Source organism: Streptomyces sp. NPDC060028 (genome assembly GCF_042736725.1).
In the GTDB taxonomy this organism is placed as follows: domain Bacteria; phylum Actinomycetota; class Actinomycetes; order Streptomycetales; family Streptomycetaceae; genus Streptomyces.
Genome location: NZ_JBHWVJ010000018.1, coordinates 73,332 through 90,841 on the forward strand (window position 1 = coordinate 73,332; position 17,510 = coordinate 90,841).

The 17,510-nt window shown below is 74.0% G+C and carries 12 protein-coding genes and 1 tRNA gene; 4 read left to right on the forward strand and 9 right to left on the reverse strand.

What is annotated here, in order from left to right; genetic code table 11:
- Window positions 1-47: 47 nt before the first annotated feature.
- From ACFWBF_RS12260 to ACFWBF_RS12280, 5 genes are all read right to left on the reverse strand, one after another.
- Entirely contained in the window at window positions 48-2,120 is a 2,073-nt protein-coding gene (locus ACFWBF_RS12260) for an RICIN domain-containing protein (RefSeq protein WP_385599247.1), read from the reverse strand.
- A 291-nt stretch (window positions 2,121-2,411) separates the two neighbouring features.
- Complete coding sequence (locus ACFWBF_RS12265) at window positions 2,412-3,158, reverse strand: response regulator (protein WP_385599250.1); 747 nt, start codon at window positions 3,156-3,158, stop codon at window positions 2,412-2,414.
- A gap of 5 nt (window positions 3,159-3,163) precedes the next feature.
- Window positions 3,164-4,297: a sensor histidine kinase gene (locus ACFWBF_RS12270; protein ID WP_385599253.1), complete on the reverse strand. Its 1,134-nt coding sequence runs from the start codon at window positions 4,295-4,297 to the stop codon at window positions 3,164-3,166.
- Between the two features lie 86 nt (window positions 4,298-4,383).
- A tRNA-His gene (locus tag ACFWBF_RS12275) sits at window positions 4,384-4,456 on the reverse strand.
- 74 nt (window positions 4,457-4,530) lie between these two features.
- Window positions 4,531-5,328, reverse strand: a complete 798-nt coding sequence (locus ACFWBF_RS12280; RefSeq protein WP_385599256.1) for a hypothetical protein — start codon at window positions 5,326-5,328, stop codon at window positions 4,531-4,533.
- A 97-nt stretch (window positions 5,329-5,425) separates the two neighbouring features.
- Here ACFWBF_RS12280 and ACFWBF_RS12285 point away from each other — a divergent pair, with 97 nt between their 5' ends.
- Window positions 5,426-6,277, forward strand: coding sequence for a LysR family transcriptional regulator (locus ACFWBF_RS12285; protein ID WP_385599258.1), 852 nt, complete (start codon window positions 5,426-5,428; stop codon window positions 6,275-6,277).
- A 103-nt stretch (window positions 6,278-6,380) separates the two neighbouring features.
- Window positions 6,381-7,454, forward strand: coding sequence for a M24 family metallopeptidase (locus tag ACFWBF_RS12290; protein ID WP_385599319.1), 1,074 nt, complete (start codon window positions 6,381-6,383; stop codon window positions 7,452-7,454).
- A gap of 36 nt (window positions 7,455-7,490) precedes the next feature.
- Here ACFWBF_RS12290 and treZ read toward each other — a convergent pair whose 3' ends face one another.
- On the reverse strand, window positions 7,491-9,251 hold the full coding sequence (treZ, locus tag ACFWBF_RS12295) for a malto-oligosyltrehalose trehalohydrolase (protein WP_385599261.1): 1,761 nt from the start codon (window positions 9,249-9,251) through the stop codon (window positions 7,491-7,493).
- A gap of 111 nt (window positions 9,252-9,362) precedes the next feature.
- On the opposite strand from treZ, the gene ACFWBF_RS12300 reads away from it, so the two are divergent.
- Complete coding sequence (locus ACFWBF_RS12300) at window positions 9,363-9,926, forward strand: FHA domain-containing protein (RefSeq protein ID WP_385599264.1); 564 nt, start codon at window positions 9,363-9,365, stop codon at window positions 9,924-9,926.
- A 140-nt stretch (window positions 9,927-10,066) separates the two neighbouring features.
- Here the strand turns inward: ACFWBF_RS12300 and ACFWBF_RS12305 are convergent, their stop codons facing one another.
- Window positions 10,067-11,368, reverse strand: a complete 1,302-nt coding sequence (locus ACFWBF_RS12305) for a M14 family zinc carboxypeptidase (protein WP_385599322.1) — start codon at window positions 11,366-11,368, stop codon at window positions 10,067-10,069.
- Between the two features lie 146 nt (window positions 11,369-11,514).
- Window positions 11,515-13,794: a malto-oligosyltrehalose synthase gene (treY, locus tag ACFWBF_RS12310; RefSeq protein ID WP_385599266.1), complete on the reverse strand. Its 2,280-nt coding sequence runs from the start codon at window positions 13,792-13,794 to the stop codon at window positions 11,515-11,517.
- A gap of 82 nt (window positions 13,795-13,876) precedes the next feature.
- Here treY and ACFWBF_RS12315 point away from each other — a divergent pair, with 82 nt between their 5' ends.
- Entirely contained in the window at window positions 13,877-15,166 is a 1,290-nt protein-coding gene (locus ACFWBF_RS12315; protein WP_385599269.1) for an MFS transporter, read from the forward strand.
- On the opposite strand, the gene glgX is transcribed toward ACFWBF_RS12315, so the two are convergent.
- Window positions 15,151-17,265, reverse strand: a complete 2,115-nt coding sequence (glgX, locus tag ACFWBF_RS12320) for a glycogen debranching protein GlgX (RefSeq protein ID WP_385599272.1) — start codon at window positions 17,263-17,265, stop codon at window positions 15,151-15,153. The two genes, ACFWBF_RS12315 and glgX, sit on opposite strands and share 16 nt — an antisense overlap.
- Window positions 17,266-17,510: the final 245 nt, after the last annotated feature.

Sequence of the window (17,510 nt, forward strand, 5' to 3'; positions counted from 1 at the left end):
TCCAGCCGGTGTCGAGCGGTCAGGCGGTCACGCGGTCAGCCGGCCGGTCAGCCGGCCTTCTGTACGGTCCACAGCTGGCCCGCGCCACCGTCGGCGCGCTGGAGTTCCAGCAGCCAGGTCCCGTAGTAGGGGCGGTTGCTCACGGTCAGGGCGAAGCCGCCGCCCGGGTCCGTGACGGTCACCGCGCCACCGCGGGACGTCAGCCGCCAGGCCTGGGCGCCGCCCGAGCCGCACGGCTGCTGCGCGACCCACATGCCCGCGGCGGGTGCGCCGCCGGGCTGGAGGCACTTGCCGGAGGCCGCGGAGCGGATGCGGACCTGGCCGCCGCCCGCGTCGTCGAAGAACCACTGCTGCTGCGCGTAGCCGTTGGCACGGGACCCCACGAGCACGGTGCCGTCGCCGCTGCGGCCTCCCCACAGCTCGGCGGCCATGCCGGTGCTGCCGTTGCCGAGCACGTAGCGGGTGCCCGGGGTGGTCGCGCCGCCGTCGGTGCGCTGCGTACGGAAGGACGCGGCCTGGCCGGCGCCGCTGTCCCGGCCGGCGCCGTCGCGGACGGAGACGGCGACCGAGTACGAGGTGCCGGGCTGGAGGTTGTAGATCCGCAGCACCTGGGACTGGACCCAGGTCAGGTGCTTACCGTTGAGCAGCACCTGGTACCAGGCGGCGCCCTCGACCTTGGGCCAGCTCACCACGACGGAGTCGGACCGGATCTGGCCCGCCGTCACGGCCGGTCCGCCGGTGGGCTTCTTGGTCGGGGTCGGCGTGGGCTTCTTGGTCGGCGTCGGGGTCGGCTTCGGACCGGGGTCGGTGCCGCCTCCGCCGTTGTCGCGCATCAGGAACTGGTTGTCGGCGATGTTCCAGTGCGTGGCCAGATAGCTGCCCGGCTTCGGGCTGGTGTGGAAGTAGTCGTCGTGGTTGCAGTCCAGGATGTTCTCGGACGCCTGGTTGGTGCAGACGTTGCGCATCTGCGGGTAGTACGGGGTGTCCGAGTAGCACATGACGTCGAACTCGTCGGTGCAGTGGGCGCCGCGGCTGGTGTTCGGGGCGCTGTTGTTGACCGCGCCCAGGTTGTGGCCGAGTTCGTGCGCGGCGGTGTGGCCGCCCCAGCAGCCGGAGTCCGTACGCCCGTAGGAGGGGCCGAAGTTGCTCTGGTTGGCCTGGCCGGGCCGCTCGTCGCCGTTGAAGGTGCCGATGCCGCAGTAGATCTGGGTGTCCGCGAAGATCATGTACTTGCGGTCCCGGCGGTCCAGGCCCTTCGCGGCGAGCGCGGCGTTGGTCGCGCTGAACTCGGACAGCGCCGAGTCCGGGAGCTCGATGTCGAGCACGGTCGGAGTGCAGTCGGCGGCCGTCACGTAGCGGATGTGGCGGATCCCGCCCGTCTCCTGGGCGCTCGTCGAGTAGATGAGGTCGGCGTCGGCCGCCCACTTGCGGAACGAGGCGGCGTACTCGGAGTAGCGGTCCCGGCCGGGGCCGTGGACGTACGCGACCTGCACGCGGTTGCCGGTGCTGCCGTCGCCGTCGCACTGGACGGTCTGGCCCGCGGGACCCGCGGCGACGGCCTTGTCGCCGGACGCGGCGGTGGAGGGGCCGGGCGCGGGCGCGGCGGCGGTCTTGGCGCCTGCGGCGTCGGCGGCGGCGGGCGCGTCCTGAGGACGCCCGCCGTCCTGCGTGGTCGCCGGGTCCTCGGCCGCGGGGCGGGCCGGATCGGCCGCCGCGGCCTTGGTGGCGACGGCCGGGACGATGTCCTTCTTGATGTCGACGCCCGTGGGCGGGGCGTCGGGGCCGTGGGTGCACAGGCCCGCTCCGGTGCGGTAGACGCCGGCGCACCGGTCGCCCTTGGGAGCGGCCTGGAGCCCGTCGTAGACCATGCCGCGTCCGCCGTCGTTGGCGGGCGCGCCCACGATGGGGTCCGGGTCCTGGTCCCGGGCGGGGGCGGCGGCCGGGGCGGCGTCCGCGGCGGCTCCGGATGCCAGTGCGGGCGACGCGGCCTGGGCGCCGTCGCCGATTCCGGAGTAGGCGATACCGGCGGCGATCACCGCCGCCGTGGCCGTGGCGGCGGTGAGAAGTATGAACCGGCGGGGTTTGCGCCGGTGTTCCCGCCGTCTGCGACGTCCTGTCATGCGCACCTCAAATCGTGATCGGAGTGACCGGGTGCTGCGGAAGCCTGCCAGACGGATGCGGAGGAGAATTCGGACAAACGGGAGTGGGCGTCAAGAAATCATTCCGTTACCTGTCGGCCGGATTTGACGAACACTCAATTGTCAATGAAATCAAGGGAGTTGAGCATCCCTTGAGGTAATGGTCCAGGCCTTCATGGCGGCGCAGTTATCGAATCGAAATAATCGACGAGGGTTTATTGACGGGAATTCAGTCAGGGATTCATCTAATTGCTACCTGCCGAATTGGGTCCGTCACGACCCGTCACGAACCGGGCCGGTCGAGCCCACCGCGCCGGTTTCCCAGGCCCAGGCGGCGATCTCCACCCGGTTGCGCAGCCCCAGCTTGGCCTGTACCGAGACCAGGTGGGTCTTGACCGTGGACAGCGAGATGAACAGCTCGCCCGCGATCTCCTGGTTGGTCAGCCCGCGCGCCACCACCCGTACGACGTCCAGCTCCCGCTCCGACAGCGGCTGCCGTCCGCCGCCGCCCGCCGCGTCCGCCGCACCCGCACCCGTGACCGCACCCGCACCCGTGACCGGGGCCGGGCCCCGGCCCGGCTCCGGGTGCTCGCCGAGCCGCCTCAGCAGCCGGACCGTGACCGCGGGCGAGATCAGCGCGTCCCCGCGCGCGGCCGCCCGTACCGCCTCCACCAGCAGCGCGGGCCCCGCGTCCTTGAGCAGGAAGCCGCAGGCCCCGCCGCGCAGCGCCCCGTACAGGTAGTCGTCCTGGTCGAAGGTGGTGACGATCACCACCCGGAGCGGATCGGCCACCCCCGGCCCGGCCAGCAGCCGGGTCACCTCGATCCCGTCCAGCCCGGGCATCCGTACGTCGACCAGGCACACGTCCGGGCGCAGCCGCCGGGCCAGCTCCACGCACTGCGCGCCGTCCCGGGCCTCGCCGACCACCTCGATGTCGCCCTGTGCGCCCAGGATCAGCGCGAAGCCGGTGCGAACCATCTCCTGATCGTCGGCGATCAATACCCGGATGTCCCTGTTCATGCCATTTATCCTGCCAGGCCGGGCAGCAGCGGGAACACGCCGGTCACCCGCCAGCCCCCGCCCTCCGCCGGACCGGCGGTGAGCTCGCCGTCCACCGCCTCGATGCGTTCGCGCAGCCCGATCAGGCCCAGTCCGCCGCGGCCGCCGGGCGGAGTGTGGCCGCGCCGGTCCCCGGCGTCGTTGACGACCTCCACCGTCAGGCGTACGCCGTCTGTGGTGAGCCTCACCCGCGTGGACCGCGCGCCCGGAGCGTGCCGCGTCACATTGGTCAGCGCCTCCTGGACCAGCCGGTGCACCGAGGTCTCCACCTCCGGGGCGAGCTGCACGCCCCGTACCGTCTGCGCCAGCTCCAGTACGGCCCCCGGCCGGTCCGCGACGAGCCGGCTCAGCTCGGCCGGCAGGTCCTGCGGCCGGACGGATCCGGAGTCCTGCTCCCGCAGTACGCGGACCAGCCGGCGCATGGAGTCCAGGGTCTCGGCGCCCGCCTGCTCGATGGAGCGCAGCAGCGGGTCCAGGCGCTCGGGGGCGCTCTCCCGGATCGCCTGGGCGGCCTGGGCCTGCACGACGATCCCGGTGACGTGGTGGGCCACGAAGTCGTGCAGGTCACGTGCGAGTTCGTGCCGCTCGTGCTCCCGTACGGCCGCGACGGCCCGTGCCCGGCGCTGGTCCAGGATCCGCAGGTAGCCGCCGAACCCGGCCGCCGCGGCCGCGGCCAGGGTCAGGGCGAACGCGGCGCTCTCCGCGGTGTCGTCGCTCGGCATCCGCAACGGCGCCGCGGCGGCCGCGGCCCACAGCAGCAGGCACAGCGCGATCACCCGGCGCGGGGGGCTGTGCCGGGCGCACCGGGCCAGCAGCACCAGCAGCGCGGCCGACTCCAGCAGCCCCCAACTGCCTCCGGTGCCCCGGTCCGGCAGCAGCAGCGCGGCGGTGACCGCGAGGGACACGGGGGCGGCGAGCAGCGCCCGGCGGTCGAGGGAGAGCCGGGTCCAGCGGCCCGGCAGCAGGGCCACCGCGCCGACGAGGGCGCCGGAGGCGAGGACGGTCCAGGCGCGCGGCTCGGCCACGGTGATCCAGTCGAGCGCCCACACCAGGACGCAGCCCGCCGCCACCAGCAGCGCGGGGATTCTCTCTCGGCGCATCGTTTTCCTGAGGTGGATACGGACCGTGGATGTGAAAAAGCCCGTGGGGGTACGAGGAAAACCTCGTACCCCCACGGGATCAACAGGGTGAGTGACGGGACTTGAACCCGCGGCCACCTGGACCACAACCAGGTGCTCTACCAACTGAGCTACACCCACCACGACGGGCGGCGGACCACCCGTTCGATGTGCATGCACAGCATAGCCGATCAGCGGGGTGGTCCTGCGACGCGTTATTGCGCCGCAGCGGGGCCGGCGTGCGAATCGGCGCGCGAGGCGGCGTGCTCGACGGCGGCCGCGGCGAAGGCCCGGACGATCGGGTGCGGCCTGGTCCCGTCCCCGGACAACTCGGGCTGGAAGAGGGTCGCCAGGAAGAAGGGGTGCCGGGGCAGCTCCGCGATCCGCACCTGGCCGTCCTCGTCGTGCCCCGACAGCCGCAGCCCGTGCTCGGCGAGCGCCGGCAGGTGGCGCGGCTCGGGCCCGTAGTTGCAGTGGTAGTGCTCCATCGACCGCTCGGCGCCGAGCACGGACTCGGCGAGCGACCCGGGCTCGGCCCGTACGAGGCCCTGGTGCCCGACCAGCGAGCAGGCCAGCGGGGCGATCAGCATGTCCTCGGCGCCGGGGTCGTTCTCGGCGTGTGCGACGGCCGTCAGTCCGCACACGGAGCGGGCGTACTCCAGCAGCGTGTGCTGGAAGCCGCCGCAGGTGCCGAGGAAGGGGATCCCCTCCTCCCGGGCCACCCGGATGGCGGCCAGCGCCCCGGCCTCGCTGGCGTACGGGCTGCCGGGCAGCACCCAGACCCCGTCGAAGCGGGCCAGTGATCCGGAGGCGACCCAGGCCTCGGCGTCGGCGGTCGGGATCCAGTAGGCGTCGACGACGAGGGCGTCGCGGGAGGCGAGCGCGTCGAGCAGCAGGGGGATCCGGACGTGCGACGTGACGTGCGGGGAGCGGTCGCCGACGAGGGCGACCCGGGCGATCTTCCCGGTCCGGGAGGCGGGGGAGGTCTGTGTGATGTCTGCGGCGGTGGTCATGCAGATCATCCTGCGGTCCGGATCCACTTCAGCGCCAACGATTGTTCCTGCACACTCCATAAGCAGCGCTGATGATGATCGGTGACAGGGTGGCCGCATGGATCCGCATCTGCTGCGCACCTTCACCACCGTGGCGCGCCTCGCCTCCTTCTCGGCCGCCGCCCGCGAGCTCGGGTACACCCAGTCCGCCGTGTCCCAGCACATCGCCGCGCTGGAGGGCGACCTGCGGGTGGAGCTGCTCACCCGGCGGCCCGTGGCCCCGACGGCGGCCGGCGCGCGGCTGCTGGAGCACGCCGGCCCGCTGCTGCTGCGGCTCGACGCGGCGCGGGCCGACGTACTGCGGCTGGGCGCCGCGCCGCCCGGGCGGGTCGTGCTCGCGGCCTCCCCGCTGTCCGTCGGGCCCCGGCTGCTCGCCGCCCTGCCCGCCTGCGGGGTCACCCTGCACGTGCTGTCCCCGGCCGATGTCCCCGCCGCCGTCGCCACCGGCGGCTGCGACCTCGGGCTGGTGGACGGGCTCGCCGCGATCAGCGACCCGCTGCGGCTGCCGGACGTGGCCCCGCTCACCGTCACCGGCGTGGCGCAGGAGCCCCTGGCCGTGCTGCTCCCGGCCGGGCACCCGTGCGCGGGCCGGGCGGGGCTGCGGCTCGACGATCTGGCCGACGCGCGCTGGATCGACGCCCCCGGCATCGGGACGGCGCCGCCCGGGGCCCGCACGGCCCTGCGCTACGAGGGCACCGATCTGCACGCGCTGTGCGCCTTGGCCGCGGCCGGGCACGGCCTGGTCGTACTGCCGCTGCGGGTGGCGCGGGCCGCCGGGGCGGGGGTCGCCGTACCACTGACCGGGCCGCGCCTGGTGCACCGCAGCGAACTCCTCTCGCCCGGAACTCCGACCGGCGCGGCCGCTGCGCTCGCCGCACGGCTCACGGCAGGATCCCCGTATGGAATCTGACGTGAAATCCGACGCCATTGCACCCGACGCCCCCGCATCCGACACCTCCGCACCGGACGCCGTCGCAGCGGAGGCGTTCACCTCCGTCGACTACGCCGCCCGCATGGCCGCCGCCGCGCAGAGCGCCGCCGATGCCGGACTGGCCGGCCTGCTGATCGCCCCCGGGCCCGACCTGACCCACCTCACCGGCTACCGGCCCGTCGACACCGAGCGGCTGACCGTGCTCGTGCTCGCCGCCGGGCAGGACCCGGTGCTCGTCGTGCCCGTGCTGGAGGCCCCCGACGCGGCCAAGGCGCCGGGCGCGGCCGCGCTGAGCCTGCGCGACTGGGCCGACGGGAAGAACCCGTACGCGGTGGCCTCCCCGCTCCTGGACGTGGCTGGGCGCTTCGGGGTCAGCGACAACACCTGGGCCCTGCATCTCCTCGGCCTGCAGCGGGAGTTGCCGACGACCTCGTACGTACCGCTGACCGACGCGCTGCCGATGCTCCGCGCCGTCAAGGACGAGCGGGAGCTGGCACGGCTCGCGGCGGCGGGGGAAGCCGCCGACGCCGCGTACGCCCAGATCCTGCACGTCCCCTTCGCCGGGCGGCGGGAGAGCGACGTCGCCGCCGACCTGGCCGCGCTGCTGCGCGTCCACGGCCACTCCCAGGTCGACTTCACGGTCGTCGGCTCCGGCCCCAACGGCGCCAACCCGCACCACGAGGCCGGCGACCGCGTCATCCGGCACGGCGACATGGTGGTCCTGGACTTCGGCGGCCTCAAGCACGGCTACGGCTCCGACATCTCCCGCACCGTGCACGTGGGCGAGCCCACGGCCGAGGAGCAGCGCGTCCACGACATCGTCCGCGAGGCCCAGCAGGCCGGGGTGGCGGCGGTACGGCCGGGCGCCGCCTGCCAGGACATCGACCGGGCGGCCCGCGCGGTGATCACCGAATTCGGCTACGGCGAGCGGTTCATCCACCGCACCGGCCACGGCATCGGAGTCACCACGCACGAACCGCCGTACATGGTCGAGGGCGAGGAGCAGCCGCTGGTCCCCGGCATGTGCTTCTCCGTGGAGCCGGGCATCTACCTCCCCGGCCGCTTCGGCGTCCGCATCGAGGACATCGTCACGGTCACCCAGGACGGCGGCCGCAGCTTCAACCACGCGCCCCGGGAGCTCGCGATCGTCGAGTAGGGCAGATCGTCGGGCAGGGCCGGGCGCGGGATCCCGTCACGGTCCGAGGATCACCGCCGACTCGCCCGGTACGCGGATCCGCCCGTCGGGACCCGGGTGGTCGGCGGGTGTCCAGGCGGCCAGCACCCGCACCCCGTTGCCGCCCAGTGCGATCGTCGTCGGCTCCCCGGCGAGGTTCACCACGACGCGGACGTCCCCCCGCCGGTAGGTCAGCCAGCGCCGCTCCTCGTCATGTGCGACCCGGAGCGCCGCCAGGTCGGGGTCGCGCAGGTCCGGGTGGGTGCGGCGGAGCGTGACGAGGGTGCGGTACCAGTCCAGCAGGCGGGCGTGCGGGGTCTGGCCCGGCTCGGCCCAGTCCAGGCAGGAACGCTCCCGGGTGGCCGGGTCCTGGGGGTCGGGGATCTCTTCGGCCTTCCAGCCGTGCGCCGCGAACTCCCGGCGCCGGCCGGTGCGTACCGCCTCGGCGAGCGCCGGGTCGGGGTGGTCGGTGAAGTACTGCCACGGCGTGCCCGCGCCCCATTCCTCGCCCATGAACAGCATCGGCACGAACGGCCCCGTCAGCGCCAGTGTCGCCGCGCACGCCAGCAGCCCGGGGGAGAGCGAGGCGGCGAGCCGGTCGCCCAGCGCCCGGTTGCCGATCTGGTCGTGGGTCTGCGTGTAGCCCAGGAAGCGGTGCGCGGGGGTGCGGCCGCGGTCCACCGGGCGGCCGTGGTGGCGGCCGCGGAAGGAGGACCAGGTCCCGTCGTGGAAGAAGGCCCGGGTCATCGTCTTGGTGAGGGCGGCGAGCGGGGCCTCGGCGAAGTCGGCGTAGTACGCCTGGGATTCGCCGGTCAGCGCGCAGTGCAGGGCGTGGTGGAAGTCGTCGTTCCACTGGGCGTGCAGGCCCAGGCCGCCGGCCGCGCGGGGGGTGGTCGTACGCGGGTCGCACTGGTCGGATTCGGCGATCAGGAACAGCGGGCGGCCGGTCTCGGCGGCGAGCTCGTCGACCGCCGCCGCCAGCTCCTCCAGGAAGGTCAGCGCCCGGCCGTCGGCGAGCGCGTGGACGGCGTCCAGCCGGAGCCCGTCGATCCGGTAGTCCCGCAGCCAGGCGAGGGCGCTGCCGAGGAGGTACGAGCGGACCTCGTCGGAGCCGGGCGCGTCGAGGTTCACCGCCGCGCCCCAGGGGGTGTGGTGGGTGTCCGTGAAGTACGGGCCGAAGGCGGGGAGGTGGTTGCCGGAGGGGCCGAGGTGGTTGTGGACCACGTCCAGTACGACGCCGAGCCCGGCGGCGTGGGCCGCCTCGACGAACCTGGCGAGCCCGGCCGGGCCCCCGTACGGCTCGTGCACCGCCCAGGGCGCGACCCCGTCGTACCCCCAGCCGTGGCGACCGGGGAAGGGGCAGACCGGCATCAGCTGGACGTGGGTGACGCCGAGGCCGGTGAGGTGGCCGAGGCGGTCGGCGGCCGCGTCGAAGGTGCCCTCGGGGGTGAAGGTGCCGATGTGCAGCTCGTACAGGACCGCGTCCTGGAGCGGGGTGCGGGGCGACGGCGTACGGGGGGTGAGGGAGGCGAAGTCGACCACCGCCGAGAGGCCTTCGGGTCCGTCGGGCAGCCGCCGCCCGCGCGGGTCGGGGCGTACGGGTCCCTCGGCGCCGCCTTCGCCGTCCGCCGGCAGGAATCCGTACCGGGACCCGTCGGCCGCCGGGGCCTCCACGACCCACCAGCCGTCCCGGTCCGGATCGCGCGCCATGTCGTACGTGGCGTCGTCAAGTCGCATGGCGACCCGACCTGTCAGCGGTGCCCACACCTCGAACTGCACGGACGGTCCCCTCGTCTGCGGCGGTACCCCAGCATGCCTGTCCGACCCATCATTCCGGTGCCGGCGGGGCAGTTCTGGACACTCCGGCCCTGACGGGCCGACAATCACCCTGTGACGTCCAGTTTCGAGTTCCCCGCCTACCCCGCGCCGCGGCTCTCCGACGCCGAGCGCGACAGGGCGCTGGGCCAGCTCAGGGAGGGAGCCGCGCTCGGCAAGCTGTCGCACGACACGTTTCTGCGCCGGATGGAACTCGCCCTGGTCGCCCGCCGCTCCGAGGACCTCGCCGTCCTCATCGCCGACCTCCAAGGGCGCGAGGGCGCCGAAAGTCCCTGGACCCATCGGCTGTTCGGCTGGGTGGGGCGCGCCTCCGCCGTGTCGGTGGGCGTGCGGCGCGCCTGGGCCGCCGAGAAGCTGCCCAAGCTGCTGCTGCCGCATCCCGCCGCCGGGCCGCTGCGGATCGGCCGCGACCCGGGCAACGGGCTGCGGCTCAGCCACGAGACCGTCTCGCGGGCGCACGCCGAGCTGAGCATGCGCGGCGGGGCGTGGGTGCTGACGGACCTGGGCTCGACGAACGGGACGACCGTCAACGGGCGTCGGGTGACGGGCTCGGCCGTGGTCCGGGACGGGGACCAGATCGGGTTCGGGCGGATGACCTTCCGGCTGTCCGCGAGCTGAGCGCGTCGGCCGCCGCGGACCCGGGCCGGGTCCGGGTCCGGCCCGGACCCGGCGGGGACCCGCCGGGGCCCGGCCTCACCGCCCGGCTCGGGGCGACCGGCAGGCCCAGGCGCCGGTACGCGCTGCCGGTGACCGGCTGATCACCCGCGGACCGCCGCGAGTCTTTCGTACGCCGCCAGGACGATCCGGGACTGGTGCTCCACCTGTGTGGCCACCGGCACCCAACGGGCCTGGAACCGTGCCGCGAACTCCTCGCACCACCCCGTCACGAGCCGGTCCACCCCGGACGCCGCCGGATGCCCCTGCGCCCGCAGGACCCGCAGCAGCATCGCGGCGGCGCGCAGCGACAGCCTCCGCCCGAAGGCGTCGATGCTCCCGATGTACGCCGAGGTCGCCTCGGCGGGGGCCCCGGGGCCCGTCCACTCGACGGTGATCCGCGGGATCAGCGCGAGCGTCCAGTCCACCGCGCGCAGCAGCGGGGCCGCCAGCGGGTCCGTGGTGCGGATCCCGCCCCGCAGGGCGGCGACCCGGCCCGCCTCCTCGGTGAGCCGCCCGGCCAGCATCCGCAGGGCGCCGCGCGGGTCGGGGTGCGGGGCGGGATCGTCCACCAGGTCCGAGGCCCACATCGGGACTTCGACGATCGCGGTCGTGCCGGCGTACCGGTGGGCGTGGTACCAGGTGCTGAGCCGGGTGTCCTCCGGGTGGAAGGCCCCGGCTGCCGGGGTGCCCGGCTCGGGCATCACGAAGATCCCGGGTCCGGGGGAGGGCCAGCCGGCCGCGTCGGAGGCCCCGGTCTCCACCGGAATGTGCAGCTCGGCGGCGGACTTGCCGAAGGGCTCGGCGAGGCCGGGTATGTCCCGGGTGAGCTGTACCCAGGAACCGCCGAGGTCGGTGCCGTGGAGGGAGACCTGGAGGGCGGGGCGCAGTTCGTCGATGAGGGTGGTGAGGGCGCGGGTTTCCGGCGGCAGCCGGTCCGGGGGCAGTAAAGACGGGGCCCACTCGGGCTGTTCGGGGCCGGGCGGCCGGAAGAAGTTGCGGTGGTAGTCGAGGAGGGAGTACGGGCGGGGCGTGCGGTGCAGGGCCGCGCCGTCGGGGTCGGCGCAGAGCAGGAAGTGCCAGCCGCAGCCGGCGCGGGGCGCGGGGTCGCGGATGACGCGGCGGGCGAGGGCGAGGGCGGTGGCGCCGCCGACGGGCTCGTTGGCGTGGGCCCCGGCGACGACGAGGACGTTGGGTGGGCGGTCTTGACGGTCTCGGTGGTCTCGGTGGTCTCGGTGGTCCGGACGTTCGTGGCCCCCCACGGACAGCAGCCAGAGCGGCTCCCCGGCGCGCGAGGCCCCGGCCTGGCGGAGCCGGACCAGGGCGGGGTGCTCGTCTGCCAGGGCGCGGGCGGCCAGGGCGAGTTCGTGGGGGGTGGGATAGCACATGTCACGGGTGAGGGTCACAGGAGATGCCATGCCCGCCGCGCCCGCCGCCTACCACTCCACACGCCCCGCACGTGCGTCCGCCCGGGTGTTTGAGGCGCGGGGGTCCGGGGGCGGTGCCCCGGCAGCCCGGCCGCGGAGACCCTGGCACCGCCGCCGTCGCCGGGCTACTCCCGGTGGACCAGGACCGTGACGGGCCGGTCCCGGAGCAGCTCGGCCAGCGCCACCTCGCCGTCGTACGAGGCTTCCTGCGCGGCCCCGGGCAGCAGCGGGACCCAGCAGCCCGGCGGCAGCGCGAGCGCCGTGTCCCGCCAGCCGCCCGCGCCCGCGAGCCGGTGCGAGAGCCGGGTCGCCACCGCCACCAGGCCGGCCGAGCGGGCGAAGGCCACGCAGTGCTCCGCCGCCGGGCCCCGCGCCGCGAGCGGGGTGTAGCCGGCGAACAGCCCGGGCCGGCTCCGGCGCAGCCGCAGCAGGGCGGCGGTGAGCGCCAGCTTCTCCTGCGCCGGGCCGCGCGGCGCGGCCCCCGCGTCCAGCCGGCCCAGTTCCTCGCGCGGGAAGCAGGCCGGGCGGCGGTTGTCCGGGTCGACCAGGGCCCGGTACTCGGTCTCCGCGCCCTGGTAGACCTCCGGGACCCCGGGCATCGCCAGGTGCAGCAGCGCCATGCCGAGCTGGTTCGCGCGGGCGGCCTCGGCGAACGCACCGTCGGCCGGGACCGACCGCACGGCCCCGACGTACTGGGCGATGGCGGCCTCGTACGCCGTGTCCTGCCCGGTCCAGCTCGTGTGCAGGGCCGCCTCCCGGGCGCCCTTGAGCAGGGCCTGCTCCAGCCGTTCGGCGCGCTCCGGGGCCTCGCCGAGCCCGAGCGCCGTCTGCCGGGCGACCCAGGCGAGTTGGGGATCCGCCCCGGTCGGCGTGCCCATCAGCTCCGGGTCCTGCGAGAGCACGGAGATCCGGGCCCGCACGTCCGCGCTGCGCTTCGTGTCGTGCGTGGACAGCACCGTCCCGGTCCCGGGCCAGTCCCGTGCGAGCCCGGCGCAGTACGCGTGGAACTCCGCCACCGGCACCGCCGGATCCCCGGGCTCCCCGCCCACCTCGGTGGCCGACAGCAGCGGGGCGTACTGGTAGAACGCCCGGTCCTCCAGGGACTTGGCGCGCAGGGCCGCCGACGTCTGGGCGAAGCGCGCCGCGAACACCGGCTCGCGCAGCAGCAGTTCGCGTACGCCGGCCACCGCGTCGGCGCCGGTCCGTGCGGCGGTCCGCTCCAGGGCCCCGGCCGGCAGCTCGCTCTCCCCGGGGTACGGACGGTAGACGGGGTAGGCGATCAGCAACTCCCGCACGGCATCGGCCAGTTCCGCCCCGGCCAGGCGTTGCAGCGTCGTCAGCTCGGCAGCCAGATCCCCGGTCAGCACCGCCCGGGCGCACGCCTCGGCCGTCTCCTCCCAGCCCGGCAGCCCGGTGAGCTCCAGGTACCGCTCGGCGAGTCGGCCGGTACCCGCCGGGTCGGTGAACACCCCGTCCACCCGGTGCAGCGCGTCGTACCCGGTGGTGCCCGCCACCGGCCACGCGGGGGCGAGCCGCTCCCCGCGGGCCAGGATCTTCTCCACCACCACCCAGCAGTCCTCGCCCACGGCCGTCCGCAGCCGCCGCAGGTACCCCTCCGGGTCCGCCAGCCCGTCCACGTGGTCGATCCGCAGCCCCTCCACGACTCCCTCCCGGACCAGCTCCACCACCTTGGCATGGGTGGCCGCGAACACCTCCGGATCCTCCACGCGGACCCCGATCAGCTCCGAAATCGTGAAGAAGCGGCGGTAGTTGAGCGCGGTCCTGGCCTCCCGCCAGCACGCCGGGCGGTACCACTGCGCGGCCAGCAGCTCGGGCAGCGCGAGGCCCGCCGTACCCTCGCGCAGGGGGAACTCCTGCTCCCCGTACCGCAGTACGTCCCCGTCGGCCTCCAGCTCTCCCCCGGCTCCCTCTTCGAGGGGGGCGGCGAGCACCGGCAGCAGGACCTGCCCGCCGCCCGCCTCCCAGTCGATGTCGAACCAGCGGGCGAAGGGCGAGTCCGGCCCGTCCCGCAGGACCTCCCACAGGGGCCGGTTCAGCCGCAGCGGCGACGGGACCGCCATGTGGTTCGGCACGATGTCGAGCACCAGGCCGAGCCCGTGCGTGCGGGCCGTGCGCGCCAGGGCCCGCAGCCCCGGCTCACCGCCCAGCTCCGCCCGTACCCGGGAGTGGTCGGTGACGTCGTACCCGTGCGTCGAGCCGGGCACGGCCTCCAGGACGGGGGAGAGGTGGAGGTGCGAGACACCGAGCGTGGCGAGGTACGGCACGGCCGCCTCGGCCGCCGCGAAGGGGAACTCAGGACGCAGCTGGAGGCGGTAGGTCGACGCCGGGGCGACCGCTGCCGGAACATCAGATTCCAATTCATGACCTGCGTACGACTGGCTCATGAGAACGTACGTACCCACCCTGCCGGATTCCGTGCCATTACCCAATGCATCCGAGTGACTGCATGGGGTTAACGTCGCTCAAGTGGTTGGAACCGTCAACACCTATCGAAAAGTCATCGCCCTGACCGGCCCCCTACTCCCCCTCGTCTCCTTCTTCGCCCGACTGCCCGTCGCGATGTCCCAGTTCGGAAGCGTGCTGCTGGTCGCCGAGACCAGTGGCTCGATCGCCACCGCCGCCATCGTCGGCGGCACCCTCTCCTGCGGCCAGGTCCTCTGCGGACCCGTCCTCGGCCGGCTCGCCGACCGTCACGGCCAGCGCCCCGTCGTCCTCACCGCGGCCGCGCTCAACTCCGTCGCGACCGCCGCTCTGGTGGCCGGCGCGCTCGGCCACCTCGCCACCCTCCCGCTCGCCGCCGTCGGCGCCGTCACCGGAGCCTCCGTACCGCTCGTCGGGCCGCTCGCCCGGACCCGGTCCGTGGCCCTGGCACACCGCGCCCGGTCCGAGGAGAGCGTGGTGGGCGCCGTCCACTCCCTCGAAGGCACCCTCGACGAGGTTTCCTTCGTGCTCGGCCCGGCCCTCGTCGGGATCGCCTCGATCGTCGCGCACCCCGCCATCGCCCTCGGGGGCGCCGCCCTCCTCGTCGCCGTCTTCGGCACCGCCTTCGCTCTGCACCCGACCGCCGCCGTCTCGGCCGGGGCCCCCGCGCGGGAGGATGCCGGAGCCCCGGCCCGGGCCCGGGTCCGGCCGCCGGGCGTCGTGTACGCCGTGCGCGGTTCCCTCGCGCTCCAGGGCGCCATGTTCGGCGCCTGCCAGGCCGGAATCGCCGCCCTCACCATGGAGTTGGGCGTCCGGGAGCAAGCCGCCGTCGTGTACGCCGCCATGGGCGTCGTCAGCGCCGCCGTCGGCCTCTCGCTCGGCGCGCTGCCCGCCCGCTTCGGACTGCGGCTGCGCTGGCGGGTGGCCACCGGGGCCGCGCTGGTGCTCTCCGTACCGCTGCTCTTCACCGACGCCCTGTGGCCGCTGTACGCGGTCGTCACCGTCCTCGGCGCCGCCTACGCACCCCACCTGATCACCGCGTTCGCGCTCACCGAGCGGGCCGTGGAGCCCGCCCGGCTCGCCGAGTCCATGGCCTTCGCCGCCAGCTCGCTGGTCGCCGGACAGGCCGTCGCGCTGCCGCTCTCGGGGCGGCTCGCCGAGTCGTACGGGCCGCCCGCCGCCTTCGCCGTGGCCGTGGGGGCGGCCGCGCTCTGCCTGGGCCTGGCCCTCTTCACCCGGGTGCCCGCCGCCCGTACGCACGGACCCGGGGCTTCGGGCCCCGCCCGGCGGACCGCCTCCCCGGCCGGGGACGGCGCCGCCTACGCCGGGCGCTGAAGCACCACCAGGCACCGTCCCGTCAGCGCCACCCGGTCGCCGGCCGCGTACTGCGGGCCGGTGCCGGGCGGCATCACTTCGGCCCGGGCCGTGTCGACGACCACCCGCCACTGCGCCCCGTGCCCCGCCGGGATGGTGAAGTCCTGAGGCTCGGCGCCCGCGTTGAACATCAGCAGGAACGAGTCGTCCGTGATGCGCTCCCCGCGGCTGCCCGGCTCCGAGATCGCCTCCCCGTTGAGGAACACCGCAAGCGCCCGCGCGTGCTGCGCCTGCCAGTCGCGGGCCCGCATCTCCTCGCCGTGCGGGGTGAACCAGGCGATGTCCGAGAGCTCGTCGTGCGTCCCCTCCACCGGCCGGCCGTGGAAGAACCGGCGCCGCCGGAACACCGGATGCTCGCGCCGCAGCCACACCATCCTTCGGGTGAACTCCAGCAGGGCGGGCGCAGGTTTGCCCGGCTCCGGCCAGGTCACCCACGACAGCGCGTTGTCCTGGCAGTAGGCGTTGTTGTTGCCGCCCTGGGTGCGGCCGAACTCGTCGCCGTGGCTGATCATCGGCACGCCCTGCGAAAGCATCAGCGTGGCCGTGAAGTTGCGCATCTGGCGCTCCCGCAGCTCCAGGACCTCCGGATCCTCCGTCGGCCCCTCCACCCCGCAGTTCCAGGACCGGTTGTGGGTCTCCCCGTCCCGGTTCCCCTCACGGTTGGCCTCGTTGTGCTTCTCGTCGTACGAGACCAGGTCGTTCAGGGTGAAACCGTCGTGGCAGGTGGTGAAGTTGATGGAGGCGAGCGGCCGCCGGCCGTCGTCCTGGTAGAGGTCGGAGGATCCGGTCAGCCGCCCGGCGAACTCCGCGAGGGTGCGCGGCTGCCCGCGCCAAAGGTCGCGTACGGTGTCCCGGTACTTGCCGTTCCACTCGGTCCACAGCGGCGGGAAGTTCCCCACCTGGTAGCCGCCCTCGCCCAGGTCCCAGGGCTCCGCGATCAGCTTCACCTGGCTCACCACCGGATCCTGCTGGACCAGGTCGAAGAACGAGGACAGCCGGTCCACCTCGTGGAACTGGCGCGCCAGGGTGGCCGCGAGGTCGAAGCGGAAACCGTCCACGTGCATCTCGGTGACCCAGTAGCGCAGCGAGTCCATGATCAGCTGGAGCACGTGCGGCGAGCGCATGAGGAGCGAGTTCCCCGTGCCGGTGGTGTCCATGTAGTGCCGCGGGTCCTCCGCCAGCCGGTAGTACGAGGCGTTGTCGAGCCCGCGGAAGGACAGCGTCGGGCCCAGGTGGTTGCCCTCGGCCGTGTGGTTGTAGACCACGTCCAGGATCACCTCGATTCCCGCCTCGTGCAGCGCCCGGACCGCCGACTTGAACTCCAGCACCTGCTGGCCGCGGTCCCCCGAGGCGTAGCGGTTGTGCGGGGCGAAGAAGCCGATGGTGTTGTAGCCCCAGTAGTTGCTCAGCCCGTCGTCCACCAGGCGGTGGTCGTTGACGGACTGATGGACCGGCATCAGCTCCAGTGCCGTCACCCCGAGCTTGGTGAGGTGCCCGATGACCGCCGGGTGTGCGAGCGCCCCGTAGGTCCCGCGCAGCTCCTCGGGCAGATCCGGGTGACGCATGGTCAGGCCCTTCACGTGGGCCTCGTAGAGCACGGTGTGGTGGTACTCGTGACGCGGCGGCCGGTCGTTGGCCCAGTCGAAGTACGGGTTGACCACGACGGAGCTCATGGTGTGCGGGGCCGAGTCCAGGTCGTTGCGGGAGTCGGGCCGGCCGAAGTGGTAGCCGTACACCTGCTCGCCCCAGTCGACGCTGCCGGCGATGGCCCGCGCGTACGGGTCCAGGAGCAGCTTCGCCGCGTTGCAGCGCTGCCCGCGCTCGGGCTCGTACGGGCCGTGCACCCGAAATCCGTAGCGCTGGCCGGGCATCACGCCCGGCAGATAGGCGTGGCGGACGAAGGCGTCGGTCTCGCGCAGTTCGACCGCGGTCTCCGAGCCGTCGTCGTGGAGCAGGCACAGCTCAATGCGTCGGGCAGCCTCCGAGTAGACCGCGAAATTGGTGCCGGCGCCGTCGTAAGTGGCGCCGAGCGGATACGCCTGTCCCGGCCAGACCTGCATAGATAACGACTCTTCCCTTCGGTGCATCGGGCGTGTTCGGCTGTCGGGCTGATGGTTCGGGCTGATCCGGCGTGGACCACGTCACTGGCAGATCTTCCCCGAAAGAGGGGCCCGACACGGGGACTTGGGATGGTCCTACCGGGTGACCCGGAGAGCTGATATGCGGGTCAGTGGACAATGCGCGCATCGGATAATGGGTCAACGGACAGCCGGTGTACGGACCATCAGGCTGCATCGGGCGGCGC

Coding starts and splice junctions, on each gene's coding strand:
- ACFWBF_RS12290 (WP_385599319.1), top strand. CDS start 6,381: ATGGCCGCCGCCGCGCAGAGCGCCGCCGATGCCGGACTGGCCGGCCTG.
- ACFWBF_RS12260 (WP_385599247.1), bottom strand. CDS start 2,120: ATGACAGGACGTCGCAGACGGCGGGAACACCGGCGCAAACCCCGCCGG.
- glgX (WP_385599272.1), bottom strand. CDS start 17,265: ATGCAGGTCTGGCCGGGACAGGCGTATCCGCTCGGCGCCACTTACGAC.
- ACFWBF_RS12265 (WP_385599250.1), bottom strand. CDS start 3,158: ATGAACAGGGACATCCGGGTATTGATCGCCGACGATCAGGAGATGGTT.
- ACFWBF_RS12280 (WP_385599256.1), bottom strand. CDS start 5,328: ATGACCACCGCCGCAGACATCACACAGACCTCCCCCGCCTCCCGGACC.
- ACFWBF_RS12270 (WP_385599253.1), bottom strand. CDS start 4,297: ATGCGCCGAGAGAGAATCCCCGCGCTGCTGGTGGCGGCGGGCTGCGTC.
- treY (WP_385599266.1), bottom strand. CDS start 13,794: ATGAGCCAGTCGTACGCAGGTCATGAATTGGAATCTGATGTTCCGGCA.
- ACFWBF_RS12285 (WP_385599258.1), top strand. CDS start 5,426: ATGGATCCGCATCTGCTGCGCACCTTCACCACCGTGGCGCGCCTCGCC.